Origin of the sequence: Shinella sp. (genome assembly GCF_049651085.1) — a bacterium.
Classification (GTDB): Bacteria; Pseudomonadota; Alphaproteobacteria; order Rhizobiales; family Rhizobiaceae; genus Shinella.
The window spans coordinates 1-22,741 of the sequence record NZ_JBASBL010000020.1 but is presented as its reverse complement, the minus strand read 5'-3'; the positions used below and the strand labels follow the sequence as shown (position 1 = coordinate 22,741).

The following is a 22,741-nucleotide window of genomic DNA, read 5'->3' as shown; positions in this document are numbered from 1 at the left end:
GGGAGACGAAAATGCCGACCGAGAAAAACAGCCCGAAAGAATCGCTGGAAAAAGAGCGCGCCCGCCAGAAGGACAAGAGCCCCAAGGCCGAGCAGGACGACTATCTGGAAGAGGCGCTGAAAGAGACCTTTCCGGCCAGCGACCCGATCGCGCCCGGCGACGTGAAGGACCATGCCAAGTGACACTGGCAGCATGAGGCAGGCCCCATGAGCATACCCTTTCTCTTCACCGGGCCTGAAGATGCGCCGGTTACCCTGCTTCTTGCCCATGGCAGCGGCGCACCGATGGATTCGGCGGCGATGAACGCCGCGACTGCGGCGCTTTCGGCCGAGGGCCTGCGTGTCGCGCGTTTCGAGTTTTCCTACATGGCGGCGCGCCGCACGGACGGCGGCCGCCGGCCGCCACCGAAGGCGGAAACGCTGAACCCGGAATTTCGCGCCGCCGTCGCCGCCCTCCAGGCGAAGGGCCGCCTCGTCATCGGCGGCAAGTCGATGGGCGGGCGCGTCGCCAGCATGGCGGCGGACGGGCTTCATGACGACGGCCTGATTGCCGGCCTGCTCTGCCTCGGCTATCCCTTCCACCCGCCGGAAAAGCCGGCGCAGCTGCGCACCGCCCATCTGATGGCGCTAAAAGCCCCGACCCTCATCTGCCAGGGCACGCGCGATCCCTTCGGCACCAGGGACGAGGTGCCAGGCTACGGCCTGCCGGAGCGCATCCGCTTTCTCTGGCTGGAAGACGGCGACCATGACCTGAAGCCGCGCAAGAGCATTTCCGGCTTTTCCGCCGCCGACCATCTCGCCACCATGGCAAAGACGGTGAAGGCCTGGACGCAAACGCTCTGAGCCTGTTCCTGGCGGAACAGCCAAGCCCCCCGCCGCATGCGACCCTCCAGTCACTCGGTGGAGAAAACCATCGGTAAACCGACACCCGAACGCGTCCGCGTCTGCCGCTGAACGGAGCCACCCGATTGTGGGTCGATCGTTGCGCGGCTCCAGCCGGCTGACGGCCTCACGGACGCGATGAAGCCCGGATGCGCGTTCCGCATCCGGGCTTCATGCCGTCAGATCAGTTGTCGCCCACTTGCCCCGCCCAGCTTTGCGCGCCGGTTTGGCCATTGAGGAATGGCAGTGCGGTGCTGACCAGCGCCGGCGCCGCAAAGGTTTCGTAATGGGTCAGCCCCGGCAGGATCGCGAGACGGTTCTTCGACATATGCTCGCGCATCCAACCCGCGTCGCGCAGCCCGCCGCCAAGCTTCTGGTAGAATTCGACGATATGTTCGGGACGGATCATGTCGCTGTCGCCGAAGATCAGCATGACGGGCATCGGCAGTTTCGCGACGGCATCCGACGCATCGTAGTCGGCGCGCATCGCCTCGCCCATGGCATCGAGCAGCTTCGGAAACTGGGAAGCATCCGGTGCGACGGCGACATAGGATTTGTACATCGGCGTCTCCTTCATCATCTCGGCCATCGCACCCGAAACCGATTGCTGTTGCGGGATCATTTCCGCAAAGAAGCCGTTCCTGGCGAAGGGCGCGGAGGCGATGACGAGGCGGCGCACCTTGTCCGGCGCTTGCGCGCCCATCTGCAGTGCGACCCCGCCACCGAAGGAATAGCCGAGCACGTCGACCTTGTCGTAGCCGAGCTTCGTAACGAGCTCGGCCATGTCCGCGCCGATGGCCGGAATCTCGATCGGTCGGTTGCCCAGCGGCGTGCGGCCATGCCCCTGAAGATCGACGCCGATCACCTGGCGGTTTTCCTGCAGCGTCTTGAGGTTTTCACCGAACATCTCGATCTGGCCGAGCCCGCCATGCAGCAGCAACAGCGGCTCGCCCTCGCCGCGGATCTCGTAGTAGTAGTTGATCCCGTTGACCTCGAGATGGCCCGCCTTGTCGGGCTTGCCCGCAACGCCCTGCAACGGATTTTCCGCAATCTCCCCGGCAGAGGCGGCCGGTGCGAAGGCGGCAAGGGCGGCGGTCAGCAGGGTGATGAGTGTGAACTTCGGCATGGTTTTCTCCTCGGGTTCCATCCGGCGGCCCGCCGGCTTCATGCACCAAGGACGCGGGCAGTCGGACAGCGCCGACATCGAGCCGAAACTTTTCTCGAACACTTGCCAAAGTGATTCATCCCGTTGCCGGATAGAATCCGGTTTCCGGCATAATCCCTTGAAAGAAAATCACTATTTATGGACGAGCCTTGATGGCCCCAAGGAAGGGAACATTAACCGGGACGTGCGAATATTAGCGCAGGACCAGATGCAGCCGGGCAAACGATGGCACACAGCTTCTCCTATACGCACTACGACCTCGGCATGCAGCGCGGCGGAGCGGTGATCGAGATCACGCTTTCGGCCATCGCCAATGTGCGCCTGATGAGCCACGCCAACTTCGACCGCTTCAGGAATACCGTCAAGCACAAGTTCCTCGGCGGCGTTGCCAAGCAGTCGCCGATCCGGCTGCGGATCCCGGAGAGCGGCCACTGGCATGTGGTCGTCGACATGGAAGGGCACCCCGGCAAGGCGGAATCCTCGATCAAGGTCATACCGCACGCGCCGCGCAACCCCTCGCCCCGCTTCGGCGCCGCCTAGAGCAATTCCGGTGAATACCGGAACCGTGATTGCTCCACAGGTTTTGTTTTTGCCGCATTATCCGACGCCGAAGCGACGCCGCTTCGACTGGAAATGCTTTAGCCCCGTTCCTTTCGCAGCTTCGCCCACCATTCGAGCCGCTTGCGCAACTCGCGCTCGAAGCCGCGCTCCGGCGGATCATAGAAGGTCCGGCGGCCCATCTTCTCCGGAAAATAGTCCTGGCCGGAGAAGGCATCCGGCTGGTCATGGTCGTAGCGGTAGCCGTCGCCGTAGCCTTCGCCCTTCATCAGCTTGGTCGGCGCATTGAGGATATGCTTGGGCGGCAGCAGCGAGCCGTTCTCCTTGGCCGCGCGCATGGCCGATTTGTAGGCGGTATAGACGGCGTTGGATTTAGGTGCGGTGGCTATGTAGATGCAGGCCTGCGCCAACGCCAGCTCCCCCTCGGGCGAGCCGAGAAAGTCGTAGGCGTCCTTGGCCGCGTTGCAGACGACGAGCGCCTGCGGATCGGCAAGGCCGATATCCTCGACCGCCATGCGCACCATGCGCCGGCAGAGGAACAGCGGGTCCTCGCCGGCATCCAGCATGCGGGTGAGATAGTAGAGCGCGGCATCGGGATCGGAGCCGCGCACGGCCTTGTGCAGGGCGGAGATGAGATTGTAGTGGCCGTCCTGCGATTTGTCGTAGACCGGCGCACGGCGCTGCACGATGCGGAACAGATCGTCCTGCCCGAAGGTTTCGCCGGAGCGCGCCGCGCGCCAGACCTCTTCGGCCAGCGTCAGCACCGCCCGCCCGTCGCCGTCGGCCATGCGCAACAGCGAGGCCCGCGCCTCCTCGTCGAGCGGCAGCGGCTTTTCCTCAACCGCCTCGGCGCGCTTCAAAAGCTCTTCCAGGCTTTCTTCGTCATGCGGCTTGAAGGTCAGCACCCGGGCGCGCGAGAGCAGAGCGGCGTTAAGCTCGAAGGACGGGTTTTCCGTCGTGGCGCCGACAAGCACGATCGTGCCGTCCTCCATGACGGGCAGAAAGCTGTCCTGCTGGGCGCGGTTGAAGCGATGGATCTCGTCGACGAACAGCAATGTCTCGCGACCGCCCATGCGGCGCAGGCGCGCGGCCTCGAAGACCTTCTTGAGATCGGCTACGCCGGAGAAGATCGCGGAAATCTGCTCGAAGGCGAGACCGGTTTCACCGGACAGCAGCCGCGCCACCGTCGTCTTGCCGGTGCCGGGCGGCCCCCAGAAGATCATCGAGCCGAGCGAGCCCGCCTCGATCATCCGTGAAAGCACGCCATCGGCACCCGTCAGGTGCTCCTGGCCGGACACTTCGCCCAGCGTGCGGGGGCGCAGGCGATCGGCCAGAGGCCGCTTCGCCGCCATACCCTCCGGTTCATGCGGGGCGAAGAGATCGCTCATCGGAAGAACTGGCGAATGCGCTGGCCGCCGCGCTCGATCTCGACGCGCCAGATGGACGGATCCTCATTGACCAGCGTGGCGAGAGTTTCGGTCGTCGCGACCTGCGTGCCGTTGAGTTCGATGATGATGTCGCGCGGCTGCAGGCCGATGCGCGCGGCCGGCGAACCACGATTGACCTCGGTGACGACGACACCGGCCGTCGTCTGGTTGGTGGGCAGGCGCAACTCTTCGGCGACGCGCGGCGACAGGTTGGCGACCACGGCGCCCGAGAAGGGATTGCGCCCTTCGATCAGCCGCTCGTCACGCGGGGTCGTTTCCGGCGCACGGTCGAGGGAAAGCGTCAGGTCCTCCGGCTTGCCGTTGGAAATGACCGTGATGCGCGCGGTCCCACCAATGCCGACCGTGGTGAGGCGGTAGCCGAGCGCGTCGGGGTGCTCGACCGGAATACCGTTGACGGCGGTGACCACCTGACCCGGCTTCATGCCGGCCTTTTCCGCCGGGCTGTCAGGCTGCACCTGAGAGATGAGCGCGCCGCGCGCCCGCTCTAGGCCGAGCGCCTCGGCCACTTCCGAAGTCACGGCATCGAAGGTCGCGCCGATGAAGGGACGATCGAAGCTGGCACTGCCGTTTTCGGCGCTGGCGACGAAGGTCTTCACGAGATTGGCAGGAATGGCGAAGCCGACGCCGTTGGAGCCGCCGCCGCGCGAGAAGATCGCCGTGTTGATGCCGATAAGCTCGCCGTTCATGTTGATGAGCCCGCCGCCGGAATTGCCCGGATTGATCGAGGCGTCGGTCTGGATGAAGAAGCCGAAATCGCCGGAGCGGACCTGATTGCGCGCGAGCGCCGAGACGATGCCGCTCGTCACCGTCTGGCCGACGCCAAATGGATTGCCGATGGCGAGCACCAGATCGCCGACCTGCACCGCATCGCTGTCGCCGAGCGGCAGGGCCGTGAATTCGACATCCGCCTTGATCTTCAGCACGGCGAGATCGACGCGTTCGTCCTTGAGCACGACCGTGCTTTCATATTCCCGTCCGTCCGCCAGCGCGATCTTGATATCGCTTGCGCCCTCGATCACGTGATTGTTCGTCACCACGATCCCCTTGGTGCCGACGATCACGCCGGAGCCGAGCGAGGACTGCTTTTCGCTGCGATTCGGCATGCGCTGGCCGAAGAACTCCTCGAAGAAGGGATCACCGTCGAAGATCGAGCGGCGCTCGACGACGCGCTCGGCATAGACGTTCACGACGGCGTTCTCGACCTGCTTGACGAGCGGGGCAAAGGAGAGCTGCATCTCGGTGCGCGACTGCGGCACGGTGCGTTCCTGCGCCGCGACGGGCGTTGCCAATGCAAGGGCAAGGGCAACCGGGGCGGCAAGCAGGATGCGGATTTTCAGCATGGACGCGTCTCCTTCGTTTCTGCGTCACGATCAGATAGGATCTGGCAGAAAGAAAGGCAAACGGCTCAGGTCGTTTGCCTCGCGAAAGCTCACGCGGCAAGCACGAAAAAGTGGTCGTCGCACGTCCCTTGCTGCCGTCGAAACAACATGTCTGTCATTTACGTAGATAGCAGGCAAAGCAACCGAACAGATCGAGCCCCCGCCATGTCTCTTTATCGTCCGCCCCGTATCACCGCTTCGGAAATCACGCCGGAACACTGTTTCTTCAATCGCCGCTCGTTTCTCGCGGCCGCCGCCGGCGGCGCGCTCATGGCGGCAGGCACTCCAGCCCTTGCCGAAGCGCTGAAGGCCTCGAAAAGCCCTTATATGGTCGACGAGAAGCTGACGCCCGAGAAGGACGTGACCAGCTACAACAATTTCTACGAATTCGGCATGGGTAAGGGCGATCCGCTTGCCAATTCTGGAAAATTCTCGCCGACGCCTTGGACGGTGAAGGTCGATGGACTCGTCGGCAAGCCGAAGGAGTTCGGGCTCGAGGAGCTGCTGGCCATGCCGTTGGAGGACCGGGTCTACCGCATGCGCTGCGTGGAGGCCTGGTCGATGGTTATCCCGTGGGTCGGTTTTCCGCTGGCTGCCCTGCTCGACAAGGTGGAGCCGCTCGGGGACGCGAAATACGTCGCCTTCGAGACGGTGGTCCGTCCGGAGGAAATGCCCGGCCAGTCCGGCTATTTCCAGCCGCTGCCCTGGCCCTATGTCGAGGGTCTGCGGCTTGACGAGGCTCGCAACCCGCTGGCCATCCTCGCCGTCGGCGTCTACGGCAAGACGCTGCCGAACCAGAACGGTGCACCGATCCGCCTCGTCGTGCCGTGGAAATACGGCTTCAAGGGCATCAAGTCGATCGTGAAGATCACCCTCACCGACAAGCAGCCCCCATCCACCTGGAACCTTTCCGCCCCTGACGAATACGGCTTCTACGCCAACGTCAATCCGGATGTCGACCATCCGCGCTGGAGCCAGGCGAGCGAGAATCGCATTGGCGAGGGCGGCTTCTTCGGCGCCAACCGACGGCCGACCCTGCCCTTCAACGGCTATGCGGAAGACGTCGCCGGCCTTTATGCAGGCATGGATCTCCGGGCGAGTTTCTGATGGTGAACCTGCCCGCCCTGCCCCACAAATACCATACGGCTTCGATCTGGCTGCTCTATACCGCCGGCCTGTTGCCGGCCGCCTACGGGTTCTGGCTGGGCGCGACCGGAATGCTTCCCGGCAATCCCGTCAAGGAGTTCGAGCACTTACTCGGCATCTGGGCGCTGCGCTTTCTCATCGCAACGCTCGCCATCACGCCGATCCGGGATATGTTCGGCGTCAACTGGATCCGATATCGCCGGGCGCTTGGGCTCCTCGCCTTCTGGTACGTGCTGATGCACTTCCTCACCTATATGGTGCTCGACCAGTATCTGAATTTTTCCGCGATCCTCGTCGACATCGCCAAGCGTCCCTTCATCACCATCGGCATGGCCGCCTTCACGATGCTGATCCCGCTGGCGCTGACCTCTAACAACTGGTCGATCCGCCGGCTCGGGCCGCGCTGGGGCAAGCTGCATAGACTGGTCTACGTCATCGCCGCGGCTGGCGCGCTGCATTTCGCCATGTCGGTAAAGGTCGTCGGGCTGGAGCCCTGGACCTACATCACGCTCGTGGCCCTGCTGCTCCTCTGGCGACCGATACGGCCGCACTTCAACCGCTGGAAGCGCGGGAGCAACGGCAGGCCGCAATTCAACAGGGCATAACGAAAAGGCCGGGATCTTGCGATCCCGGCCTTTTTCAATTCCGTATCCCGAAAGGATCAGGCGGCTTCTGCAGCTTCTGCTTCAGCAGCAACGCGGGCCTTGTCGGCTGCGCCCTTGGCGTCGACGTCGCGGTCAACGAACTCGATGACGGCGAGCGGGGCGTTGTCGCCGTAGCGGTAGCCGGCCTTCATGATACGCAGGTAGCCGCCGTTGCGCGTGGCATAACGGGTTGCGATCGCGTCGAACAGCTTGGCAACGACAGCAACGTCGCGGATCTGCGAGATCGCCTGGCGGCGAGCGTGCAGGTCGCCGCGCTTGCCGAGGGTGACGAGCTTCTCGACGATCGGGCGAATTTCCTTCGCCTTCGGCAGCGTGGTGACGATCTGCTCATGCGCGATGAGCGAAGCAGCCATGTTGGCGAACATCGCCTTGCGGTGGCTGGCGGTACGGTTGAGCTTGCGGCCGGAATTCTGGTGGCGCATCTCTGTTCTCCTTCACTTGCAGGCAGTCGCCTGCCGTTTGATGGTGGCGCATGTCCGTCCCGGTCGCGGGACTAAGCTACATACGCGTTTGTACATTGCTAAGGCCAGCTTTACGCGCCCCCGGAAGGGGCGCGAGCAGCCTTAGTACTGGTCTTCGTAGCGCTTGGCGAGATCTTCGATGTTCTCCGGCGGCCATGCGGGCACTTCCATGCCGAGGTGCAGGCCCATGGAAGCGAGAACTTCCTTGATCTCGTTGAGCGACTTGCGACCAAAATTCGGAGTGCGAAGCATTTCGGCTTCGGTCTTCTGAATGAGATCGCCGATGTAAACGATGTTGTCGTTCTTCAGGCAGTTCGCCGAACGGACCGAAAGCTCCAGCTCGTCGACCTTCTTGAGAAGCGCCGGGTTGAACGCGAGTTCGGTGACCGACTCTTCTTCGGCTTCCTTCTGCGGCTCGTCGAAGTTGACGAAGACCGAGAGCTGGTCCTGAAGAATACGGGCAGCAAACGCAATTGCGTCTTCGCCGGTGACGGAACCATCGGTTTCGATGGTCATCGTCAGCTTGTCGTAGTCGAGAACCTGACCTTCACGGGTGTTTTCCACCTTGTAGGACACTTTCTTGACCGGCGAGTAGAGGCTGTCGACCGGGATGAGGCCGATCGGCGCGTCTTCGGAGCGGTTGCGGTCGGCCGGGACGTAGCCCTTGCCGTTGTTGACCGTGAACTCCATGCGGATCTCCGCGCCCTCGTCGAGGGTGCAGATGACATGCTCGGGGTTCAGAATCTCGATGTCGCCGACCGTCTGGATGTCACCAGCCGTCACGACACCCGGACCCTGCTTGCGCACGACCATGCGCTTGGCATCGTCGCCATCCATCTTGATGGCGATTTCCTTGATGTTGAGCACGATGTCCGTCACATCTTCCCGGACGCCCGGGATGGAGGAGAACTCGTGCAGGACGCCGTCGATCTGCACGGCGGTAACAGCCGCACCGCGCAGCGACGACAGGAGAACGCGACGCAGCGCGTTGCCGAGCGTGAGGCCAAAGCCACGCTCCAGCGGCTCGGCAACAAGGCTTGCCTTGGTGCGGCCGGAGGAGGTGAACTCCACCTTGTTCGGCTTGATCAGTTCCTGCCAGTTTTTCTGGATCATATGTTTTGCCTTCCGTTCGCCGCCACCATCCAATCGTGGCGACCGAGCCCTGAAGTTCCACGGAAGCCGTCAACCGGCTTCCGCAGCAGTTCGAATGCGATGCTCAGACGCGGCGCTTCTTGCGCGGGCGGCAACCATTGTGCGGGATCGGGGTCACATCGCGGATCGACGTGATCATGAAGCCGGCAGCCTGGAGGGCGCGCAGGGCCGACTCACGGCCGGAACCCGGACCGCAGACTTCGACTTCCAGCGTCTTCATGCCATGTTCCTGGGCCTTCTTGGCGCAGTCTTCAGCAGCGATCTGGGCAGCAAACGGGGTCGACTTACGCGAACCCTTGAAGCCCTTCGCACCAGCGGACGACCAGGCAATCGCGTTGCCCTGTGCGTCGGTGATGGTGATCATCGTGTTGTTGAACGAAGAATTGACGTGCGCAACACCCGAGGTGATGTTTTTGCGTTCGCGACGGCGGACGCGTGCGGCTTCCTTGGCCATGGGTAGTCCTTTCGTTGATCTCGACACCGCCGTAGTTCCAGCGGCTCCACCGGGCGGAAGCGAACTCCTGCCCTGTACATAAAAATGCGCGCATGCCGAAAGGCGATGCGTGCGGCGATATCGTCACTGCCGTAGCACCAGCAGCTCCACCGACCGGGGCATCCGCATTGCGCAAAAGCCCCGCTCGAAACTCAAAAGAGGCCGGCGCAGCGCGCCAGCCTCCCGTTCCCCGTTTCCGGGAAATTACTTCTTCTTGCCTGCGATGGCCTTGGCCGGACCCTTGCGGGTGCGAGCGTTGGTGTGCGTGCGCTGGCCGCGAACCGGAAGGCTACGACGGTGGCGCAGGCCACGGTAGCAACCGAGGTCCATGAGACGCTTGATGTTCATCGAGGTGTCGCGACGCAGGTCGCCTTCCACCTGGTAGTCGCGGTCGATGGCTTCGCGGATCTGCAGAACTTCTGCGTCCGTGAGCTGGTGCACGCGACGATCAGCCGGGATACCGACCTTCTCGATGATTTCCTGTGCAAACTTCGGGCCGATCCCGTGGATGTAGGTCAGCGCGATGACTACGCGCTTCGCGGTCGGGATGTTGACGCCAGCGATACGTGCCACGCCTGTTCTCCTTGCTTCCAGTTGCCATCCGGCAAGTGGTCTTCTTCATTCGGTACGGCCACGAAAGCCGCGTTGCTTGTTCGATGTTCGGGACGTGTCGAACACGACCACACCCGGACTTCGTTCTTGGAAATCCGCGCCGATCGCAATGGCATGTCGCGAGTTGGCGCTGTCATAAGGGGAATCGGCCGAAAAAGTCAACTCCCCGGCCGGCCCTTTTTGGCTTTTGAGGCCTTTGAAGCTCTTCCTGACGAAAGCCGCTTCACACTTTTTCCGGAATCGCCGCTCAGGCGTTTTCCAGGATTCCTGCGATCTGGGCGGTCACGACGTCGACATGCGCCATGCCGTCAACCGTCTGCAGCTTGCCCGTCGAAGCGTAGTAGTTCGACAGCGGCGCGGTCTTCTCGCGGTATTCCGTCAAGCGGCGCTTGAAGGCTTCCGGGTTATCGTCGGAGCGAACCGTACCGCCGGCGGCGACCGTTTCGGCCACGCGATTCTCCATCCGCTTGACCAGGGCGTCCTCATCGACCTTCAGCTCCACGACGGCGTCGAGCGCAATGCCCTTGCCGGCGAGCATCGTGTCGAGGGCCTCGGCCTGCGGAACCGTACGCGGGTAACCATCGAGGATGAACCCCTTGGCACAGTCCGCCGAATCGATTCGGTCGGAAACGATCTCGTTGACGATCGCGTCGGATACCAGCTGGCCGGCGTCCATGACAGCCTTGGCCCGCTTGCCGACATCCGTGCCCGCAGCGACGGCTGCCCGCAGCATATCACCCGTAGACAGCTGCGGAATGCCGTACTTTTCCGTCAGGAGCTTGGCTTGTGTTCCCTTGCCCGCACCCGGCGGCCCCAAAAAAATCAGTCTCATCGTCCCCTCTTTCCACCACGCAGCTTCGACTTCTTGATCAGCCCCTCATACTGCTGAGCAATCAGGTGCCCCTGTATCTGTGCTACAGTATCCAAGGTTACACTGACAACAATCAAAAGCGATGTACCACCAAGGTAGAACGGCACCCCGGTCTGCGCGATGAGGATTTCGGGAAGGATACAGACGAAGACGAGATAGAGCGCACCGGTGACGGTGATGCGGGTCAGCACGTAGTCAATATATTCGGCGGTGCGCTCACCCGGACGAATGCCCGGAATAAAGCCGCCATGCTTCTTCAGATTGTCGGCCGTGTCCTTCGGATTGAAGACGATGGCCGTGTAGAAGAATGCGAAGAACGCGATCATGCCGGCATAGAGCAGCATGTAGAGCGGCTGGCCATGACCAAGGGTCGCCAGGACGGTGGTCGCCCAGGACGGCAGTTCGGTCGTGTTCGAGAAGCCGGCAAGCGTCGCCGGCAACAGAAGAAGCGAAGACGCGAAGATGGCCGGGATGACGCCCGCGGTGTTGAGCTTCAGCGGCAGGTGCGACGTGTCGCCCTGGAACATGCGGTTGCCGACCTGGCGCTTCGGATACTGGATCAGAAGGCGGCGCTGCGCGCGCTCGACAAAGACGATGAGCGCGATGACGCCGACAGCCATGACGACGACGGCGAGAATCACGCCGATCGACAGGGCGCCGGTGCGGCCAAGTTCGAGCGTACCGGCCAGCGCGGACGGCAGCGCGGCGACGATGCCGGCGAAGATGATCAGCGAGATACCGTTGCCGATGCCGCGCGAGGTGATCTGTTCACCGAGCCACATCAGGAACATCGTGCCGCCGAGCAGCGAGATGACCGTGGAAATGCGGAAGAACCAGCCGGGATCGTTGACCAGCCCTGCCCCGCTCTCAAGGCCCACGGCAATGCCATAGGCCTGCAGCGCGCCGAGCAGCACCGTGCCGTAGCGGGTGTACTGGTTGATGATCTTGCGGCCCTGTTCGCCTTCCTTCTTCAGCTGTTCCAGCGAAGGGACGACCGAGGTCATGAGCTGCACGATGATCGACGCGGAAATGTACGGCATGATGCCGAGCGCGAAGATCGCCATGCGCTCGACGGCGCCACCGGAGAACATGTTGAAGAGACCGAGAATACCGCCCGCCTGGCCACGGAAGGCCTGCGCGAACGCTTCAGGGTTGAGGCCCGGCAACGGGATATAGGTGCCGAGGCGATAGACGAGCAGCGCGCCCAGCGTGAACCAGAGACGCTTCTTCAGATCTTCCGCTTTCGCGAAAGTCGAGAAGTTGAGATTAGAGGCAAGTTGTTCCGCTGCCGAAGCCATGCATTTCTCCGCGAAGCCGTTCCGGCGGCGGGGAGCCCGGCCAGGTCCGGAATGGCTGATCCGTTGGCATTTGCGCCCGGCCCTCCTCGGACCGATGGCAGATGCTGAAATTCGTCGTGCCCGTCTGCCGTTGCGGCAAACATGGCGGATGGAGCCTAAACCGGTTGAAACGCGGGTTGTCAAGCAATCCCGGCCTCACCGCACTACATAATTCCTTAGACCGGGGTCGATCTAAGGAATTATGTAGCTGATTCAAAATTCTACAGTGAAGATTGCGCGTCATGGTTGACGCGCCACGCTGTAGTTTCTCTTCCGGACAACCGCAGGGACAAGAATCCCGACCGTCGTTGTGAGGCTCACATATGGGAGCAAAATCGCCCGGTGTGAAGCACACCGGGCGAAGATTTTGTCGAATTATTCGGCTGCTGCCAGGAGCTGCTTGATCGAGCCGCCGGCCTTTTCGATCTTCTCGACGGCAGGCTTGGAGGCGCCGGCGACTTCGAACGTCACCTTGCCCTTCAGCTCGCCATCGGCGAGGATGCGAACGCCGTCCTTCTCGCGACGGATGACGCCTGCAGCCTTGAGAGCTGCTGCATCAACGGTCGCCTTGCCATCGAGCTTGCCGGCATCGATCGCCTGCTGGATACGGCCCAGCGAAACGATGGCGAAGTCCGACGAGAAGATGTTGTTGAAGCCGCGCTTCGGCAGGCGACGGTAGATGGGCATCTGACCGCCTTCGAAGCCGTTGATGGCTACGCCCGAACGGGCCTTCTGACCCTTGACGCCGCGACCACCGGTCTTGCCCTTGCCGGAACCGATACCGCGACCTACGCGCTTACGGTCCTTCGAAGAGCCTTCGTTGTCCTTGATTTCATTAAGCTTCATGATCTTTACTCCCTCACTTCTCGTCGACGACGCGGACGAGGTGCTGGACGGCACGGATCATGCCGCGGACAGACGGGGTGTCTTCCAGCGTGCGAACCCGGTGCATCTTGTTGAGGCCCAGGCCGACGAGCGTGGCACGCTGTACGGCCGGACGGCGGATGGGGCTGCCGATCTGTTCGACAGTCACCGTCTTCGTAGCGGTTTCTTTCTTAGCCATTGTTCAGACTCCCTTATTCTTCGGAAGCGACGCCGGCGGACACACGACGGGCCTGCAGCGTGGCGTACTTCATGCCGCGCTGTGCCGCGATGTCCTTCGGGTGCATCTGGCTCTTGAGGGCGTCGAACGTCGCACGGATCATGTTGTACGGGTTCGACGAACCGGTCGACTTGGCAACGACGTCATGAACGCCGAGCGTTTCGAAGACGGCGCGCATCGGACCACCGGCGATGATACCGGTACCGGCCTTGGCCGAACGAAGCAGAACCTTGCCAGCGCCGTGACGGCCGTGCACGTCGTGGTGCAGCGTGCGGCCCGAGCGCAGCGGTACGAAGATGAGGTCGCGCTTGGCGGCTTCGGTGGCCTTCCGGATTGCTTCCGGAACTTCACGAGCCTTGCCGTGGCCGAAGCCGACGCGGCCCTTCTGGTCGCCGACGACGACGAGAGCTGCAAAGCCGAAACGACGGCCGCCCTTGACGACCTTCGCGACGCGGTTGATCGCGACGAGCTTGTCGACAAACTCGCTGTCGCGCTCTTCGCGGTTCTGGCGGTCATCGCGACCGCGCTTTTCCTGTGCCATTGTCCTTTTCCTTTTTCTTTTCCGGGTGCAATCGGCAGATTGACGAAAGTCGCTCCCATTCTTTGAACGGAAGCGACCAGGACCCTACTGACCTTGCCGGCGGGCGCTGGACGCGCCCGGCCGAAAGATCAGAAGCTCAGACCACCTTCACGGGCAGCATCGGCAAGAGCCTTGATGCGACCGTGGAAGATGAAGGCGCCGCGGTCGAAAACAACTTCCTTGACGCCTGCCTTGACGGCGCGCTCAGCGATGAGCTTGCCGACGGCAGCGGCGGCTGCCGTGTCAGCGCCCGTCTTAAGCGACGAGCGCAGATCGGTGTCGAGCGTGGAGGCGGACGCAAGCGTCGTGCCGGCCACGTCGTCGATGACCTGTACGTAGATGTTCTTCGACGAGCGATGAACAGACAGGCGCGGACGGCCATTGGCCACCGCCTTGATGGAACGGCGCACGCGGTTGGCGCGGCGCGCGAGAACTTCTTTCCTGCTAGCCATTTCGCGTGATCCTTACTTCTTCTTGCCTTCTTTGCGGACAATCCGCTCTTCGGCATACTTCACACCCTTGCCCTTATAGGGCTCGGGGCTACGGTATTCGCGGATTTCCGCTGCAACCTGGCCGACCTGCTGCTTGTTGATGCCGGAGACGATAATTTCCGTCGGCTTCGGGACAGCAATCGTGATGCCTTCCGGCGTCTGGTAGACCACGTCGTGGCTGAAACCGAGTGCCAGCTGCAGGTTCTTGCCCTGAAGCGCAGCGCGGTAACCGACGCCGTTGATTTCGAGCTTGCGCTCGAAGCCGTCCTTGACGCCCTTCATGATGCCTTCGACCATCGTGCGGGACATGCCCCACTTAGAACGAGCATCCTTAGAGTCGTTGACCGGCTGTACGACAACTGCGTTGTCTTCGAGCTTTACCGAAACTTCGTCATTGGCGACGAAGAACAGTTCGCCCTTCGGGCCCTTCACGGTGACCTTCTGACCTTCAACGGTCGCGGTGACACCAGCGGGAACCGGAACGGGCTTCTTACCGATACGAGACATTGTTATATCCTGTCTGTTCGTTATGGAGATCCTTGCCCAGTCTTAGAAGACCGAGCAAAGAATCTCGCCACCAACGTTCTGTTCGCGTGCCTGGTGATCGGCCATCACGCCCTTCGGAGTCGAAAGGATGGTGATGCCGAGGCCGTTCGCGACCTGCGGAATGGACTTGACCGAGACATAGACCCGGCGGCCCGGCTTGGAGACGCGGTCGATCTTGCGGATCACCGATGCGCCTTCGTAGTACTTGAGTTCGATGTTCAGCTCGGCCTTGCCGTTGCCGAATTCGACTTCCGAATATCCGCGGATGTAGCCTTCGGACTGAAGGACGTCCAGAACGCGTGCACGAAGCTTGGAAGCCGGCGTGGAAACGCTCGACTTGCGGCGTGCAGCGCCGTTACGGATACGGGTGAGCATATCGCCCAGAGGATCAGTCATTGACATGTGCCCGTCTCCTTACCAGCTCGACTTGACAATGCCCGGCACCTTGCCGGAATTGCCCAGTTCACGAAGCGCAATACGCGACATCTTGAGTTTGCGATAAAAGGCGCGCGGACGGCCAGTGACTTCGCAGCGGTTGCGGATGCGGGTCTTGGAACCGTTGCGCGGCATTTCGGCAAGCTTCAAGGTTGCCTTGAAGCGCTCTTCGATCGGAAGAGCCTGGTTCTGGATGATCGCCTTGAGGGCGGCACGCTTGGCGGCCTGGTTGGCGACCAGTTTGCGGCGGCGCTTGTTCTTTTCAACTGCGCTCGTTTTCGCCATAACAGTTATCCTTCTTTACGCTTGTCGTTACGGATTACTGGCGGAACGGGAAGCTGAACTCTTTCAGAAGAGCCCGTGCTTCGTCATCCGTCGTTGCCGTCGTGCAAACGATGATGTCCATGCCCCACATCTGATCAACCTTGTCGTAGTTGATCTCAGGGAACACAATGTGCTCCTTGATACCCATGGCGAAGTTGCCACGGCCATCAAAGGACTTCGGGTTCAGACCACGGAAGTCGCGTACGCGGGGCAGCGCGATATTCACGAGGCGATCCAGAAATTCGAACATGCGGGCGCCGCGAAGGGTAACCTTGGCGCCGATCGGCATGCCTTCGCGCAGCTTGAAGCCGGCGATGGAGTTGCGTGCACGCGTGATGACCGGCTTCTGGCCGGCGATCGCTGCGAGGTCGGCGGCAGCAACAGTCGGCTTCTTCGAGTCGCTGGTCGATTCGCCAACACCCATGTTGATGACGATCTTCTCGAGACGCGGGATCTGCATCTCGTTCGCGTAGGAGAACTGCTCCATCAGCGCCGGGCGGATACGCTCGACATATTCCTTCTTGAGCCGGGGCTCATACTTGGTGTCAGCCATCGATCGACACTCCCGAACGCTTTGCAACACGAACCTTCTTGTCGCCTTCGACCTTGAAACCGACGCGGGTCGGTTTGCCGTCCTTAGGATCGGCGATCGCGATGTTCGACAGGTGGATCGAAGCTTCCTTGGTGATGATGCCGGCTTCCTGGGTCTGGGTCTGGCGCTGGTGACGCTTCACCACGTTGATACCCTTGACGACCGCACGGTCTTCCTTCGGCATGACCTGAACAACTTCACCGGTGCGGCCCTTGTCCTTGCCAGTGAGTACGACGACCTTGTCGCCCTTACGAATCTTTTGCATAGCCATCGCTCCTTAGAGTACTTCCGGAGCCAGCGAGATGATCTTCATGTGGTTCTTTGCACGAAGTTCGCGCGGAACCGGTCCGAAGATACGGGTGCCGATGGGCTCTTTCTTGTTGTCGATCAGGACGGCTGCGTTGTTGTCAAAACGAATGACGCTGCCATCGGGGCGGCGGATGTCCTTGGCGGTGCGCACGACAACCGCCTTCATCACGTCACCCTTCTTCACGCGGCCGCGCGGGATCGCTTCCTTGATCGAGACGACGATGATATCGCCGACCGAAGCGTACTTGCGCTTGGAGCCGCCCAGCACCTTGATGCACATGACACGACGTGCGCCGGAATTATCCGCGACGTCGAGGTTAGTCTGCATCTGAATCATGTCAGGTCGCCTTCTTGTTTTACCGGACCGGTTGGGCGTTAGCCCCCTGTTCCAGCTTATGGAGTTTCATGTTTTCGCGCGGGATGGGTATTGCCAAGGTGGTTTCCCCTTCGGCGAACCGACGGACCTTCCCTGCGCTCAAAGCAAAAGAACGCTCGCGATTCCGAGCGTCCTTGCGCTGTTTCATACAGACTTTCGCGCCAGACGCAAGGGCCAGGCGCGAAAACCGGTATTTTTAAGCGTGGGCCGATACAACGGTCCAGCGCTTGTCCTTCGAGATCGGAGCGCATTCCTCAATGGAAACGACGTCGCCGACCTTGTACTGGTTGGTTTCGTCATGCGCCTTGTACTTCTTGGACCGGCGAACGGTCTTCTGAAGCAGCGGGTGAGCAAAGCGGCGCTCGACGCGAACGACAACAGTCTTGTCGTTCTTGTCACTGACTACCGTGCCCTGCAGAATGCGTTTCGGCATATTTTTCTGGTCCTTAGGCCTTGGCTTCTGCCGCCTTCTGGCGGGCAATGGTCTTGACGCGCGCGATATCCTTGCGGACTTCGTTGATGCGCGAGGTCTTCTCGAGCTGGCCAGTCGCCTTCTGGAAGCGCAGGTTGAACTGCTCCTTCTTCAGCTTGGCAAGCTCGTCGTTGAGCTGATCGGCGCTGAGCGCCTGAACGTCTACGGCTTTCATCGCTACTGCCCTTTACTCTGCAATGCGCTGTACGAAGCGCGTCTTGACCGAGAGCTTGGCCGAGCCGAGACGAAGCGCCTCGCGGGCGATCTCCTCGGAAACACCGTCGATCTCGAACATCATACGGCCAGGCTTGACCTTGGCTGCCCAGTATTCGACCGAACCCTTACCTTTACCCATACGGACTTCGGTAGGCTTCGCAGTGACCGGGACGTCGGGGAACACGCGGATCCACACACGGCCGGCACGCTTCATGTAACGGGTGATCGCGCGGCGAGCCGCCTCGATCTCGCGAGCGTTCACGCGATTCGGTTCCTGCGCCTTCAAGCCGAACTCGCCGAAAGCGAGGTCGGAGCCGCCCTTGGCGACACCCTTGATGCGGCCCTTGAACTGCTTGCGGTACTTGGTACGCTTTGGCTGCAACATTTTTTTACTTCTCCGATATTGGCTGCCAAACGCGACTGTTACGCGTTTTCACGACGACGGTCGCGGTCGCCGCGTTGTTCACGGCTGGCGGGACCCTGGCTGTCACTCTCGCTGGCGCGACGCTCCGAGGCCATCGGATCATGCTCAAGGATTTCGCCCTTGAAGATCCAGACCTTGATGCCGCAGATGCCGAATGCGGTCTCGGCTTCACCCGTACCGTAGTCGATGTCTGCACGCAGCGTGTGAAGCGGAACGCGACCTTCGCGGTACCATTCCGTACGAGCGATTTCCGCGCCGCCGAGACGGCCGCCGCAAGTGATCTTGATGCCTTCGGCGCCAAGACGCATCGCGGACTGAACAGCGCGCTTCATCGCACGGCGGAAAGCCACGCGGCGCTCGAGCTGCTGGGCGATCGACTGGGCGACGAGCGTCGCGTCGACTTCCGGCTTGCGCACTTCAACGATGTTGAGGTGCGTTTCGGAGTTCGTCATCGAGGCAAGCTTCTTGCGAAGCTTTTCGATGTCAGCACCCTTCTTGCCGATGATCAGACCCGGGCGAGCCGAGTGGATCGTGATGCGGCACTTCTTGTGCGGACGCTCGATGACGACCTTGGCGATACCGGCCTGCTTCAGCTCTTCCATGACGAAAGCGCGGATCTTCAGGTCTTCGTGGAGCAGCTGGCCGTATTCGGCATTGTCGGCGAACCAACGGCTGTCCCAGGTGCGGTTGATGCCGAGGCGGAAACCGATTGGATTAATCTTCTGGCCCATTATGCGGCCTCCCCTTTGGCTTCGACTTCACGGACAACGATCGTGAGATGCGAGAAAGGCTTCTCGATCCGCGATGCGCGGCCGCGGCCACGAGCGGCGAACCGCTTCATGACGATCGACTTGCCGACATATGCTTCCGCAACGATCAGCGAGTCGACGTCGAGGTCGTGGTTGTTTTCAGCGTTGGCGATAGCGGACTCGAGCGTCTTCTTGACGGTCTCGGCGCTACGCTTGCGCGAAAATTCAAGCTCAGCGAGAGCCCGGTCGACCTTCTTGCCGCGGATCAGCGCAGCAAGCAGATTGAGCTTCTGGGGGCTGACGCGGATCGTGCGCGCGATTGCCTGCGCCTCGTTATCCTTCAGCCGACGTTCGGCTTTAGCCTTACCCATCGTTACTTCCTCTTCGCCTTCTTGTCCGCACCGTGACCGTAATAGGTCCGGGTCGGAGCGAATTCACCAAACTTGTGGCCAACCATGTCTTCGTTGACGGCCACCGGGATGTGCTTGCTGCCGTTGTAGACGCCAAAGGTCAGTCCAACGAACTGCGGCAGGATCGTGGAGCGACGGCTCCAGATCTTGATAACTTCGCTGCGACCGCCTTCACGAACCTTCTCAGCCTTCTTGAGAAGATAGCCGTCAACAAACGGGCCTTTCCATACTGAACGAGCCATTCCTGACTACCTCTCTTACTTCTTCTTCAAGTGGCGCGAGCGCATGATGAACTTGTCCGTGGACTTGTTCGAACGGGTGCGCTTGCCCTTGGTGGGCTTGCCCCACGGGGACACCGGATGGCGACCACCGGAGGTGCGGCCTTCACCACCACCGTGCGGGTGGTCGACCGGGTTCATGACGACGCCGCGGTTGTGCGGGGTCTTGCCGCGCCAGCGCGTACGACCGGCCTTGCCGTCGTTGATGTTGGCATGGTCCGAGTTCGAGACCGCACCGATCGTTGCAAGGCAGGAGCTGTGAACCAGGCGCTGTTCGCCCGAGTTCAGGCGAAGGATCGCCATGCCCTGGTCGCGGCCGACCAGCTGAACGAAGGTGCCGGCGGAGCGAGCGATCTGGCCGCCCTTGCCCGGCTTCATTTCGACGTTGTGAACGATCGAACCAACCGGGATGTACTGCAGCGGCATCGCGTTGCCGGGCTTGACGTCAACGGCCTTGGTGGACGCGATGACCTTGTCGCCAGCTGCCAGGCGCTGCGGCGCCAGGATGTAGGCCTGCTCGCCATCGGCATAGTTCACCAGTGCGATGAACGCGGTGCGGTTCGGGTCGTATTCCAGACGCTCGACCGTGCCTTCAACTTCGAACTTACGACGCTTGAAGTCGATGAGACGGTAGGTACGCTTGTGACCGCCGCCGATGAAGCGGGCAGTGATGCGACCGAGGTTGTTACGGCCGCCGCTCTTGGAGAGGCCTTCGGTCAGAGCCTTGACGGGCTTGCCCTTGTAAAGGCCCGACCGGTCGACGATGACCAGCTGGCGCTGGCTCGGAGTGGTCGGATTGAAGTGTTTCAATGCCATTTTCTTGTTTCCTCTTTAGCCGAGTGCTCGATCAGAGCCCGGTGGAGACGTCGATCGACTGACCGTCAGCAAGCGTGACGATAGCCTTCTTGACATCTCCCTGCCGGCCGGCGAAGCCGCGGAAACGCTTTACCTTGCCCTTGCGGACGAGCGTGTTCACAGCCGTGACCTTAACGCCGAAGAGTGCTTCCACAGCAGCCTTGATTTCAGGCTTGGAAGCGCGCTTGGCAACGTTGAAGACGATCTGGTTGTTTTCGGAGACCAGCGTCGACTTTTCGGTGATCGAAGGAGATACGATCACATCGTAGTGGCGAAGATCCGTCATTTGAACCGCTCCTCGAGGGCTTCTACAGCAGCCTTGGAGAGCACGAGCTTGCCGCGGCGCAGGATGTCGTAAACATTGATACCCTGGATCGGCAGAACGTCCACGTTCGGGATGTTGCGAGCTGCGAGCTTGAAGTTGCCGTCAAGTTCTGCGCCGCCGATGAAGAGGGCATTGGTGAGACCAAGCGATGCGAATGCGCCGGCCAGAGCCTTCGTCTTTGCTTCGCTGGCAACGAGGTCGTCGATGATGATGACGTCGTCAGCCTTGATCTTGGCCGAGAGGGCGTGACGCAGGCCGAGTGCGCGAACCTGCTTGGGCAGGTCGTGAGCGTGGCTGCGCGAAACCGGGCCGTGAGCCTTGGCACCGCCGCGGAACTGCGGAGCGCGAGCCGAATGGTGACGAGCGCGACCCGTACCCTTCTGCTTGTACATCTTGGAGCCGGTGCGGGAAACTTCGCCGCGGGTCAGCGACTGATGCGTGCCCTGCTGCTTCTTCGCCAGCTGCCAGCGGATGACGCGGGCAATGATGTCTTCGCGCGGCTCGAGGCCGAAAATCGCGTCAGAGAGGGAGACCTTGCCGGCGTCCTTCCCTTCGAGGGTCGTGACTTTGAGATCCATGATCAGGCTCCCTTACTTGGCTGCGGCGCGCACGGCGGCCGGACGCGGAGCGTCGGACGGGGTGCCGGACTTGACGGCGTCGCGAACGATGATCCAGGCGCCCTTGGAGCCCGGGACTGCGCCCTTGACGAGGATAAGACCACGCTCTTCGTCAGTCGAAACGACTTCGAGGTTCTGGGTGGTGACGCGCGTCTGGCCCATGTGACCAGCCATGCGCTTGCCCTTCCAGACCTTGCCCGGGTCCTGGTTGTTACCCGTCGAACCGTGCGAACGGTGCGATACGGACACGCCGTGCGTTGCACGAAGACCGCCGAAGTTGTGGCGCTTCATGGCACCGGCGAAACCCTTACCGATCGTGGTGCCGGTAACGTCGACGAGCTGACCTGCGACAAAATGGCTTGCGGTCAGTTCCGCGCCGATGTCGATGAGGTTGTCTTCCGAAACGCGGAACTCGATGAGCTTGGCCTTCGGCTCGACGCTTGCTGCGGCGAACTGGCCGCGCAGTGCCTTGACCGTGTTCTTCACCTTGGAAGTGCCGGCGCCGAGCTGAACAGCCGTGTAGCCGTTCTTGTCCTGCGTGCGCTGTGCGACGACCTGGACGTTGTCCAGTCGCAGTACTGTCACGGGGATGTGCTCTCCTGCGTCGTTATAGACGCGGGTCATCCCTACTTTCTGTGCAATTACACCTGAACGCATGGTTCAATCCTCTTAGAAGTCCTGACAGGGTCGTGAAGCCCTGTCATGCCCCTTGGTTTAAGGATTCCACTCGGGCTCGAAGGCCGTCGGGTTTCCCGTTTTTAGAAGACGTCGGCTTACGCCACGTACCTTCCTTGTTATTTCGGCTTACGCCGGACTTAGAGCTTGATCTCTACGTCTACACCGGCCGCAAGGTCGAGCTTCATGAGAGCATCGACGGTCTGCGGGGTCGGATCTACAATGTCGAGCAGGCGCTTGTGCGTGCGCATCTCGAACTGTTCGCGGCTCTTCTTGTCGACGTGGGGCGACCGGTTGACCGTGAACTTTTCAATACGGGTCGGGAGCGGAACGGGGCCGCGGACGCTTGCACCGGTGCGCTTTGCCGTCGACACGATTTCACGCGTGGAGGCATCAAGGATCCGGTGGTCAAACGCCTTGAGGCGGATGCGGATGTTCTGGCCGTTCATACGACTTGTCCTTGTTCGTGATTCGCGTGATTCCCTTGGAAAAACGCGCTTTTTTTTAGATTCTGGCGGTTCCATAACGGAACGCGCGCGAAAACTCAATTGATGATCGACCAATCCGCCAATTTTTCAAAGATCGGAGGGACAGGGTGACCCCTGTCCCTTCCTATTTCGGCAGCCTGGTCGGCCTTAAGTCTTACTCGACGATCGAGGCAACGATGCCTGCGCCGACGGTACGGCCGCCTTCGCGGATAGCGAAGCGCAGCTTTTCTTCCATCGCGATCGGAACGATCAGCTCGACTTCAACCGTGACGTTGTCGCCCGGCATGACCATTTCCGTGCCTTCCGGCA

35 protein-coding genes and 1 pseudogene are annotated in these 22,741 nt (G+C 61.5%); 5 read left to right on the top strand and 31 right to left on the bottom strand.

Going from position 1 to position 22,741, the window contains the following annotated elements:
- Nucleotides 1–11: 11 nt before the first annotated feature.
- Both WA950_RS11515 and WA950_RS11510 read left to right on the top strand, forming a co-directional pair.
- On the top strand, nt 12–182 hold the full coding sequence (locus WA950_RS11515; RefSeq protein ID WP_424551843.1) for a hypothetical protein: 171 nt from the start codon (nt 12–14) through the stop codon (nt 180–182).
- A gap of 24 nt (nt 183–206) precedes the next feature.
- Nucleotides 207–842 (top strand): alpha/beta family hydrolase, encoded by a 636-nt coding sequence (locus WA950_RS11510; RefSeq protein WP_424551842.1) that lies wholly within the window; start codon nt 207–209, stop codon nt 840–842.
- Between the two features lie 223 nt (nt 843–1,065).
- Here the strand turns inward: WA950_RS11510 and WA950_RS11505 are convergent, their stop codons facing one another.
- A complete protein-coding gene (locus WA950_RS11505) occupies nt 1,066–2,007 on the bottom strand; it encodes an alpha/beta fold hydrolase (RefSeq protein WP_424551841.1) in 942 nt (313 codons plus the stop codon).
- A gap of 264 nt (nt 2,008–2,271) precedes the next feature.
- On the opposite strand from WA950_RS11505, the gene WA950_RS11500 reads away from it, so the two are divergent.
- Nucleotides 2,272–2,586: a DUF1883 domain-containing protein gene (locus WA950_RS11500; RefSeq protein WP_424551840.1), complete on the top strand. Its 315-nt coding sequence runs from the start codon at nt 2,272–2,274 to the stop codon at nt 2,584–2,586.
- Nucleotides 2,587–2,684: 98 nt separating this feature from the next.
- Here the strand turns inward: WA950_RS11500 and WA950_RS11495 are convergent, their stop codons facing one another.
- Together WA950_RS11495 and WA950_RS11490 are read right to left on the bottom strand one after the other, a co-directional pair.
- Complete coding sequence (locus WA950_RS11495; protein ID WP_424551839.1) at nt 2,685–3,992, bottom strand: replication-associated recombination protein A; 1,308 nt, start codon at nt 3,990–3,992, stop codon at nt 2,685–2,687.
- Nucleotides 3,989–5,392 carry a DegQ family serine endoprotease gene (locus tag WA950_RS11490; RefSeq protein ID WP_424551838.1) on the bottom strand — a complete coding sequence of 468 codons (1,404 nt, stop codon included), beginning with the start codon at nt 5,390–5,392 and terminating at the stop codon, nt 3,989–3,991. The genes WA950_RS11495 and WA950_RS11490 overlap by 4 nt, the downstream gene beginning before the upstream one ends.
- A gap of 204 nt (nt 5,393–5,596) precedes the next feature.
- On the opposite strand from WA950_RS11490, the gene msrP reads away from it, so the two are divergent.
- Nucleotides 5,597–6,538 (top strand): protein-methionine-sulfoxide reductase catalytic subunit MsrP, encoded by a 942-nt coding sequence (msrP, locus tag WA950_RS11485; protein ID WP_424551837.1) that lies wholly within the window; start codon nt 5,597–5,599, stop codon nt 6,536–6,538.
- Nucleotides 6,538–7,182, top strand: coding sequence for a protein-methionine-sulfoxide reductase heme-binding subunit MsrQ (msrQ, locus tag WA950_RS11480; protein ID WP_424551836.1), 645 nt, complete (start codon nt 6,538–6,540; stop codon nt 7,180–7,182). Before msrP ends, msrQ begins: the two co-directional genes overlap by 1 nt.
- Nucleotides 7,183–7,238: 56 nt before the next feature.
- Here msrQ and rplQ read toward each other — a convergent pair whose 3' ends face one another.
- The 28 genes and pseudogenes from rplQ to tuf all read right to left on the bottom strand — a co-directional run.
- On the bottom strand, nt 7,239–7,664 hold the full coding sequence (rplQ, locus tag WA950_RS11475) for a 50S ribosomal protein L17 (RefSeq protein WP_424551835.1): 426 nt from the start codon (nt 7,662–7,664) through the stop codon (nt 7,239–7,241).
- Nucleotides 7,665–7,805: 141 nt separating this feature from the next.
- Entirely contained in the window at nt 7,806–8,816 is a 1,011-nt protein-coding gene (locus WA950_RS11470; protein WP_134649060.1) for a DNA-directed RNA polymerase subunit alpha, read from the bottom strand.
- A 103-nt stretch (nt 8,817–8,919) separates the two neighbouring features.
- Complete coding sequence (gene rpsK, locus WA950_RS11465; RefSeq protein WP_424551834.1) at nt 8,920–9,309, bottom strand: 30S ribosomal protein S11; 390 nt, start codon at nt 9,307–9,309, stop codon at nt 8,920–8,922.
- A gap of 243 nt (nt 9,310–9,552) precedes the next feature.
- Nucleotides 9,553–9,921 carry a 30S ribosomal protein S13 gene (gene rpsM, locus WA950_RS11460; protein WP_424551833.1) on the bottom strand — a complete coding sequence of 123 codons (369 nt, stop codon included), beginning with the start codon at nt 9,919–9,921 and terminating at the stop codon, nt 9,553–9,555.
- Between the two features lie 286 nt (nt 9,922–10,207).
- Nucleotides 10,208–10,792 (bottom strand): adenylate kinase, encoded by a 585-nt coding sequence (locus WA950_RS11455; protein WP_424551832.1) that lies wholly within the window; start codon nt 10,790–10,792, stop codon nt 10,208–10,210.
- Nucleotides 10,789–12,129: a preprotein translocase subunit SecY gene (gene secY / locus WA950_RS11450; protein WP_424551831.1), complete on the bottom strand. Its 1,341-nt coding sequence runs from the start codon at nt 12,127–12,129 to the stop codon at nt 10,789–10,791. Before secY ends, WA950_RS11455 begins: the two co-directional genes overlap by 4 nt.
- A gap of 414 nt (nt 12,130–12,543) precedes the next feature.
- Entirely contained in the window at nt 12,544–13,014 is a 471-nt protein-coding gene (rplO, locus tag WA950_RS11445; protein WP_424551830.1) for a 50S ribosomal protein L15, read from the bottom strand.
- 13 nt (nt 13,015–13,027) lie between these two features.
- Nucleotides 13,028–13,231 carry a 50S ribosomal protein L30 gene (gene rpmD, locus WA950_RS11440; RefSeq protein ID WP_256116149.1) on the bottom strand — a complete coding sequence of 68 codons (204 nt, stop codon included), beginning with the start codon at nt 13,229–13,231 and terminating at the stop codon, nt 13,028–13,030.
- 13 nt (nt 13,232–13,244) lie between these two features.
- Nucleotides 13,245–13,811: a 30S ribosomal protein S5 gene (gene rpsE, locus WA950_RS11435; RefSeq protein WP_319319263.1), complete on the bottom strand. Its 567-nt coding sequence runs from the start codon at nt 13,809–13,811 to the stop codon at nt 13,245–13,247.
- Nucleotides 13,812–13,939: 128 nt separating this feature from the next.
- Nucleotides 13,940–14,302 carry a 50S ribosomal protein L18 gene (gene rplR / locus WA950_RS11430; protein WP_424551829.1) on the bottom strand — a complete coding sequence of 121 codons (363 nt, stop codon included), beginning with the start codon at nt 14,300–14,302 and terminating at the stop codon, nt 13,940–13,942.
- Between the two features lie 12 nt (nt 14,303–14,314).
- Nucleotides 14,315–14,848: a 50S ribosomal protein L6 gene (gene rplF, locus WA950_RS11425; protein ID WP_424551828.1), complete on the bottom strand. Its 534-nt coding sequence runs from the start codon at nt 14,846–14,848 to the stop codon at nt 14,315–14,317.
- A 42-nt stretch (nt 14,849–14,890) separates the two neighbouring features.
- On the bottom strand, nt 14,891–15,289 hold the full coding sequence (gene rpsH / locus WA950_RS11420) for a 30S ribosomal protein S8 (RefSeq protein WP_256116153.1): 399 nt from the start codon (nt 15,287–15,289) through the stop codon (nt 14,891–14,893).
- A gap of 12 nt (nt 15,290–15,301) precedes the next feature.
- Nucleotides 15,302–15,607 carry a 30S ribosomal protein S14 gene (rpsN, locus tag WA950_RS11415; RefSeq protein WP_424551827.1) on the bottom strand — a complete coding sequence of 102 codons (306 nt, stop codon included), beginning with the start codon at nt 15,605–15,607 and terminating at the stop codon, nt 15,302–15,304.
- 34 nt (nt 15,608–15,641) lie between these two features.
- Nucleotides 15,642–16,199, bottom strand: coding sequence for a 50S ribosomal protein L5 (rplE, locus tag WA950_RS11410; protein ID WP_424551826.1), 558 nt, complete (start codon nt 16,197–16,199; stop codon nt 15,642–15,644).
- A complete protein-coding gene (gene rplX / locus WA950_RS11405; RefSeq protein ID WP_424551825.1) occupies nt 16,192–16,503 on the bottom strand; it encodes a 50S ribosomal protein L24 in 312 nt (103 codons plus the stop codon). Before rplX ends, rplE begins: the two co-directional genes overlap by 8 nt.
- 12 nt (nt 16,504–16,515) lie before the next feature.
- Nucleotides 16,516–16,884 (bottom strand): 50S ribosomal protein L14, encoded by a 369-nt coding sequence (rplN, locus tag WA950_RS11400; protein ID WP_018328276.1) that lies wholly within the window; start codon nt 16,882–16,884, stop codon nt 16,516–16,518.
- Nucleotides 16,885–17,119: 235 nt separating this feature from the next.
- The gene (rpsQ, locus tag WA950_RS11395; protein WP_306034602.1) at nt 17,120–17,356 is read right to left on the bottom strand and encodes a 30S ribosomal protein S17; all 237 of its coding nucleotides are present in this window, start codon (nt 17,354–17,356) and stop codon (nt 17,120–17,122) included.
- Between the two features lie 13 nt (nt 17,357–17,369).
- Nucleotides 17,370–17,570, bottom strand: coding sequence for a 50S ribosomal protein L29 (gene rpmC / locus WA950_RS11390; protein ID WP_424551824.1), 201 nt, complete (start codon nt 17,568–17,570; stop codon nt 17,370–17,372).
- A 12-nt stretch (nt 17,571–17,582) separates the two neighbouring features.
- Nucleotides 17,583–17,996 (bottom strand): 50S ribosomal protein L16, encoded by a 414-nt coding sequence (rplP, locus tag WA950_RS11385; protein WP_117372290.1) that lies wholly within the window; start codon nt 17,994–17,996, stop codon nt 17,583–17,585.
- 38 nt (nt 17,997–18,034) lie between these two features.
- Entirely contained in the window at nt 18,035–18,766 is a 732-nt protein-coding gene (rpsC, locus tag WA950_RS11380; protein ID WP_424551823.1) for a 30S ribosomal protein S3, read from the bottom strand.
- On the bottom strand, nt 18,766–19,155 hold the full coding sequence (rplV, locus tag WA950_RS11375; RefSeq protein WP_023514179.1) for a 50S ribosomal protein L22: 390 nt from the start codon (nt 19,153–19,155) through the stop codon (nt 18,766–18,768). The genes rpsC and rplV overlap by 1 nt, the downstream gene beginning before the upstream one ends.
- A gap of 2 nt (nt 19,156–19,157) precedes the next feature.
- On the bottom strand, nt 19,158–19,436 hold the full coding sequence (gene rpsS, locus WA950_RS11370) for a 30S ribosomal protein S19 (RefSeq protein WP_023517272.1): 279 nt from the start codon (nt 19,434–19,436) through the stop codon (nt 19,158–19,160).
- Between the two features lie 15 nt (nt 19,437–19,451).
- Nucleotides 19,452–20,288 carry a 50S ribosomal protein L2 gene (gene rplB, locus WA950_RS11365; RefSeq protein ID WP_424551822.1) on the bottom strand — a complete coding sequence of 279 codons (837 nt, stop codon included), beginning with the start codon at nt 20,286–20,288 and terminating at the stop codon, nt 19,452–19,454.
- Between the two features lie 31 nt (nt 20,289–20,319).
- A complete protein-coding gene (locus WA950_RS11360) occupies nt 20,320–20,613 on the bottom strand; it encodes a 50S ribosomal protein L23 (RefSeq protein WP_117372286.1) in 294 nt (97 codons plus the stop codon).
- A complete protein-coding gene (gene rplD / locus WA950_RS11355) occupies nt 20,610–21,230 on the bottom strand; it encodes a 50S ribosomal protein L4 (protein ID WP_424551821.1) in 621 nt (206 codons plus the stop codon). Before rplD ends, WA950_RS11360 begins: the two co-directional genes overlap by 4 nt.
- Before the next feature lie 12 nt (nt 21,231–21,242).
- Nucleotides 21,243–21,926, bottom strand: a complete 684-nt coding sequence (gene rplC, locus WA950_RS11350; protein ID WP_424551820.1) for a 50S ribosomal protein L3 — start codon at nt 21,924–21,926, stop codon at nt 21,243–21,245.
- A 158-nt stretch (nt 21,927–22,084) separates the two neighbouring features.
- Entirely contained in the window at nt 22,085–22,393 is a 309-nt protein-coding gene (gene rpsJ / locus WA950_RS11345; protein WP_003507767.1) for a 30S ribosomal protein S10, read from the bottom strand.
- A 193-nt stretch (nt 22,394–22,586) separates the two neighbouring features.
- Nucleotides 22,587–22,741, bottom strand: a pseudogene (gene tuf / locus WA950_RS11340) (elongation factor Tu); the annotation flags it as partial.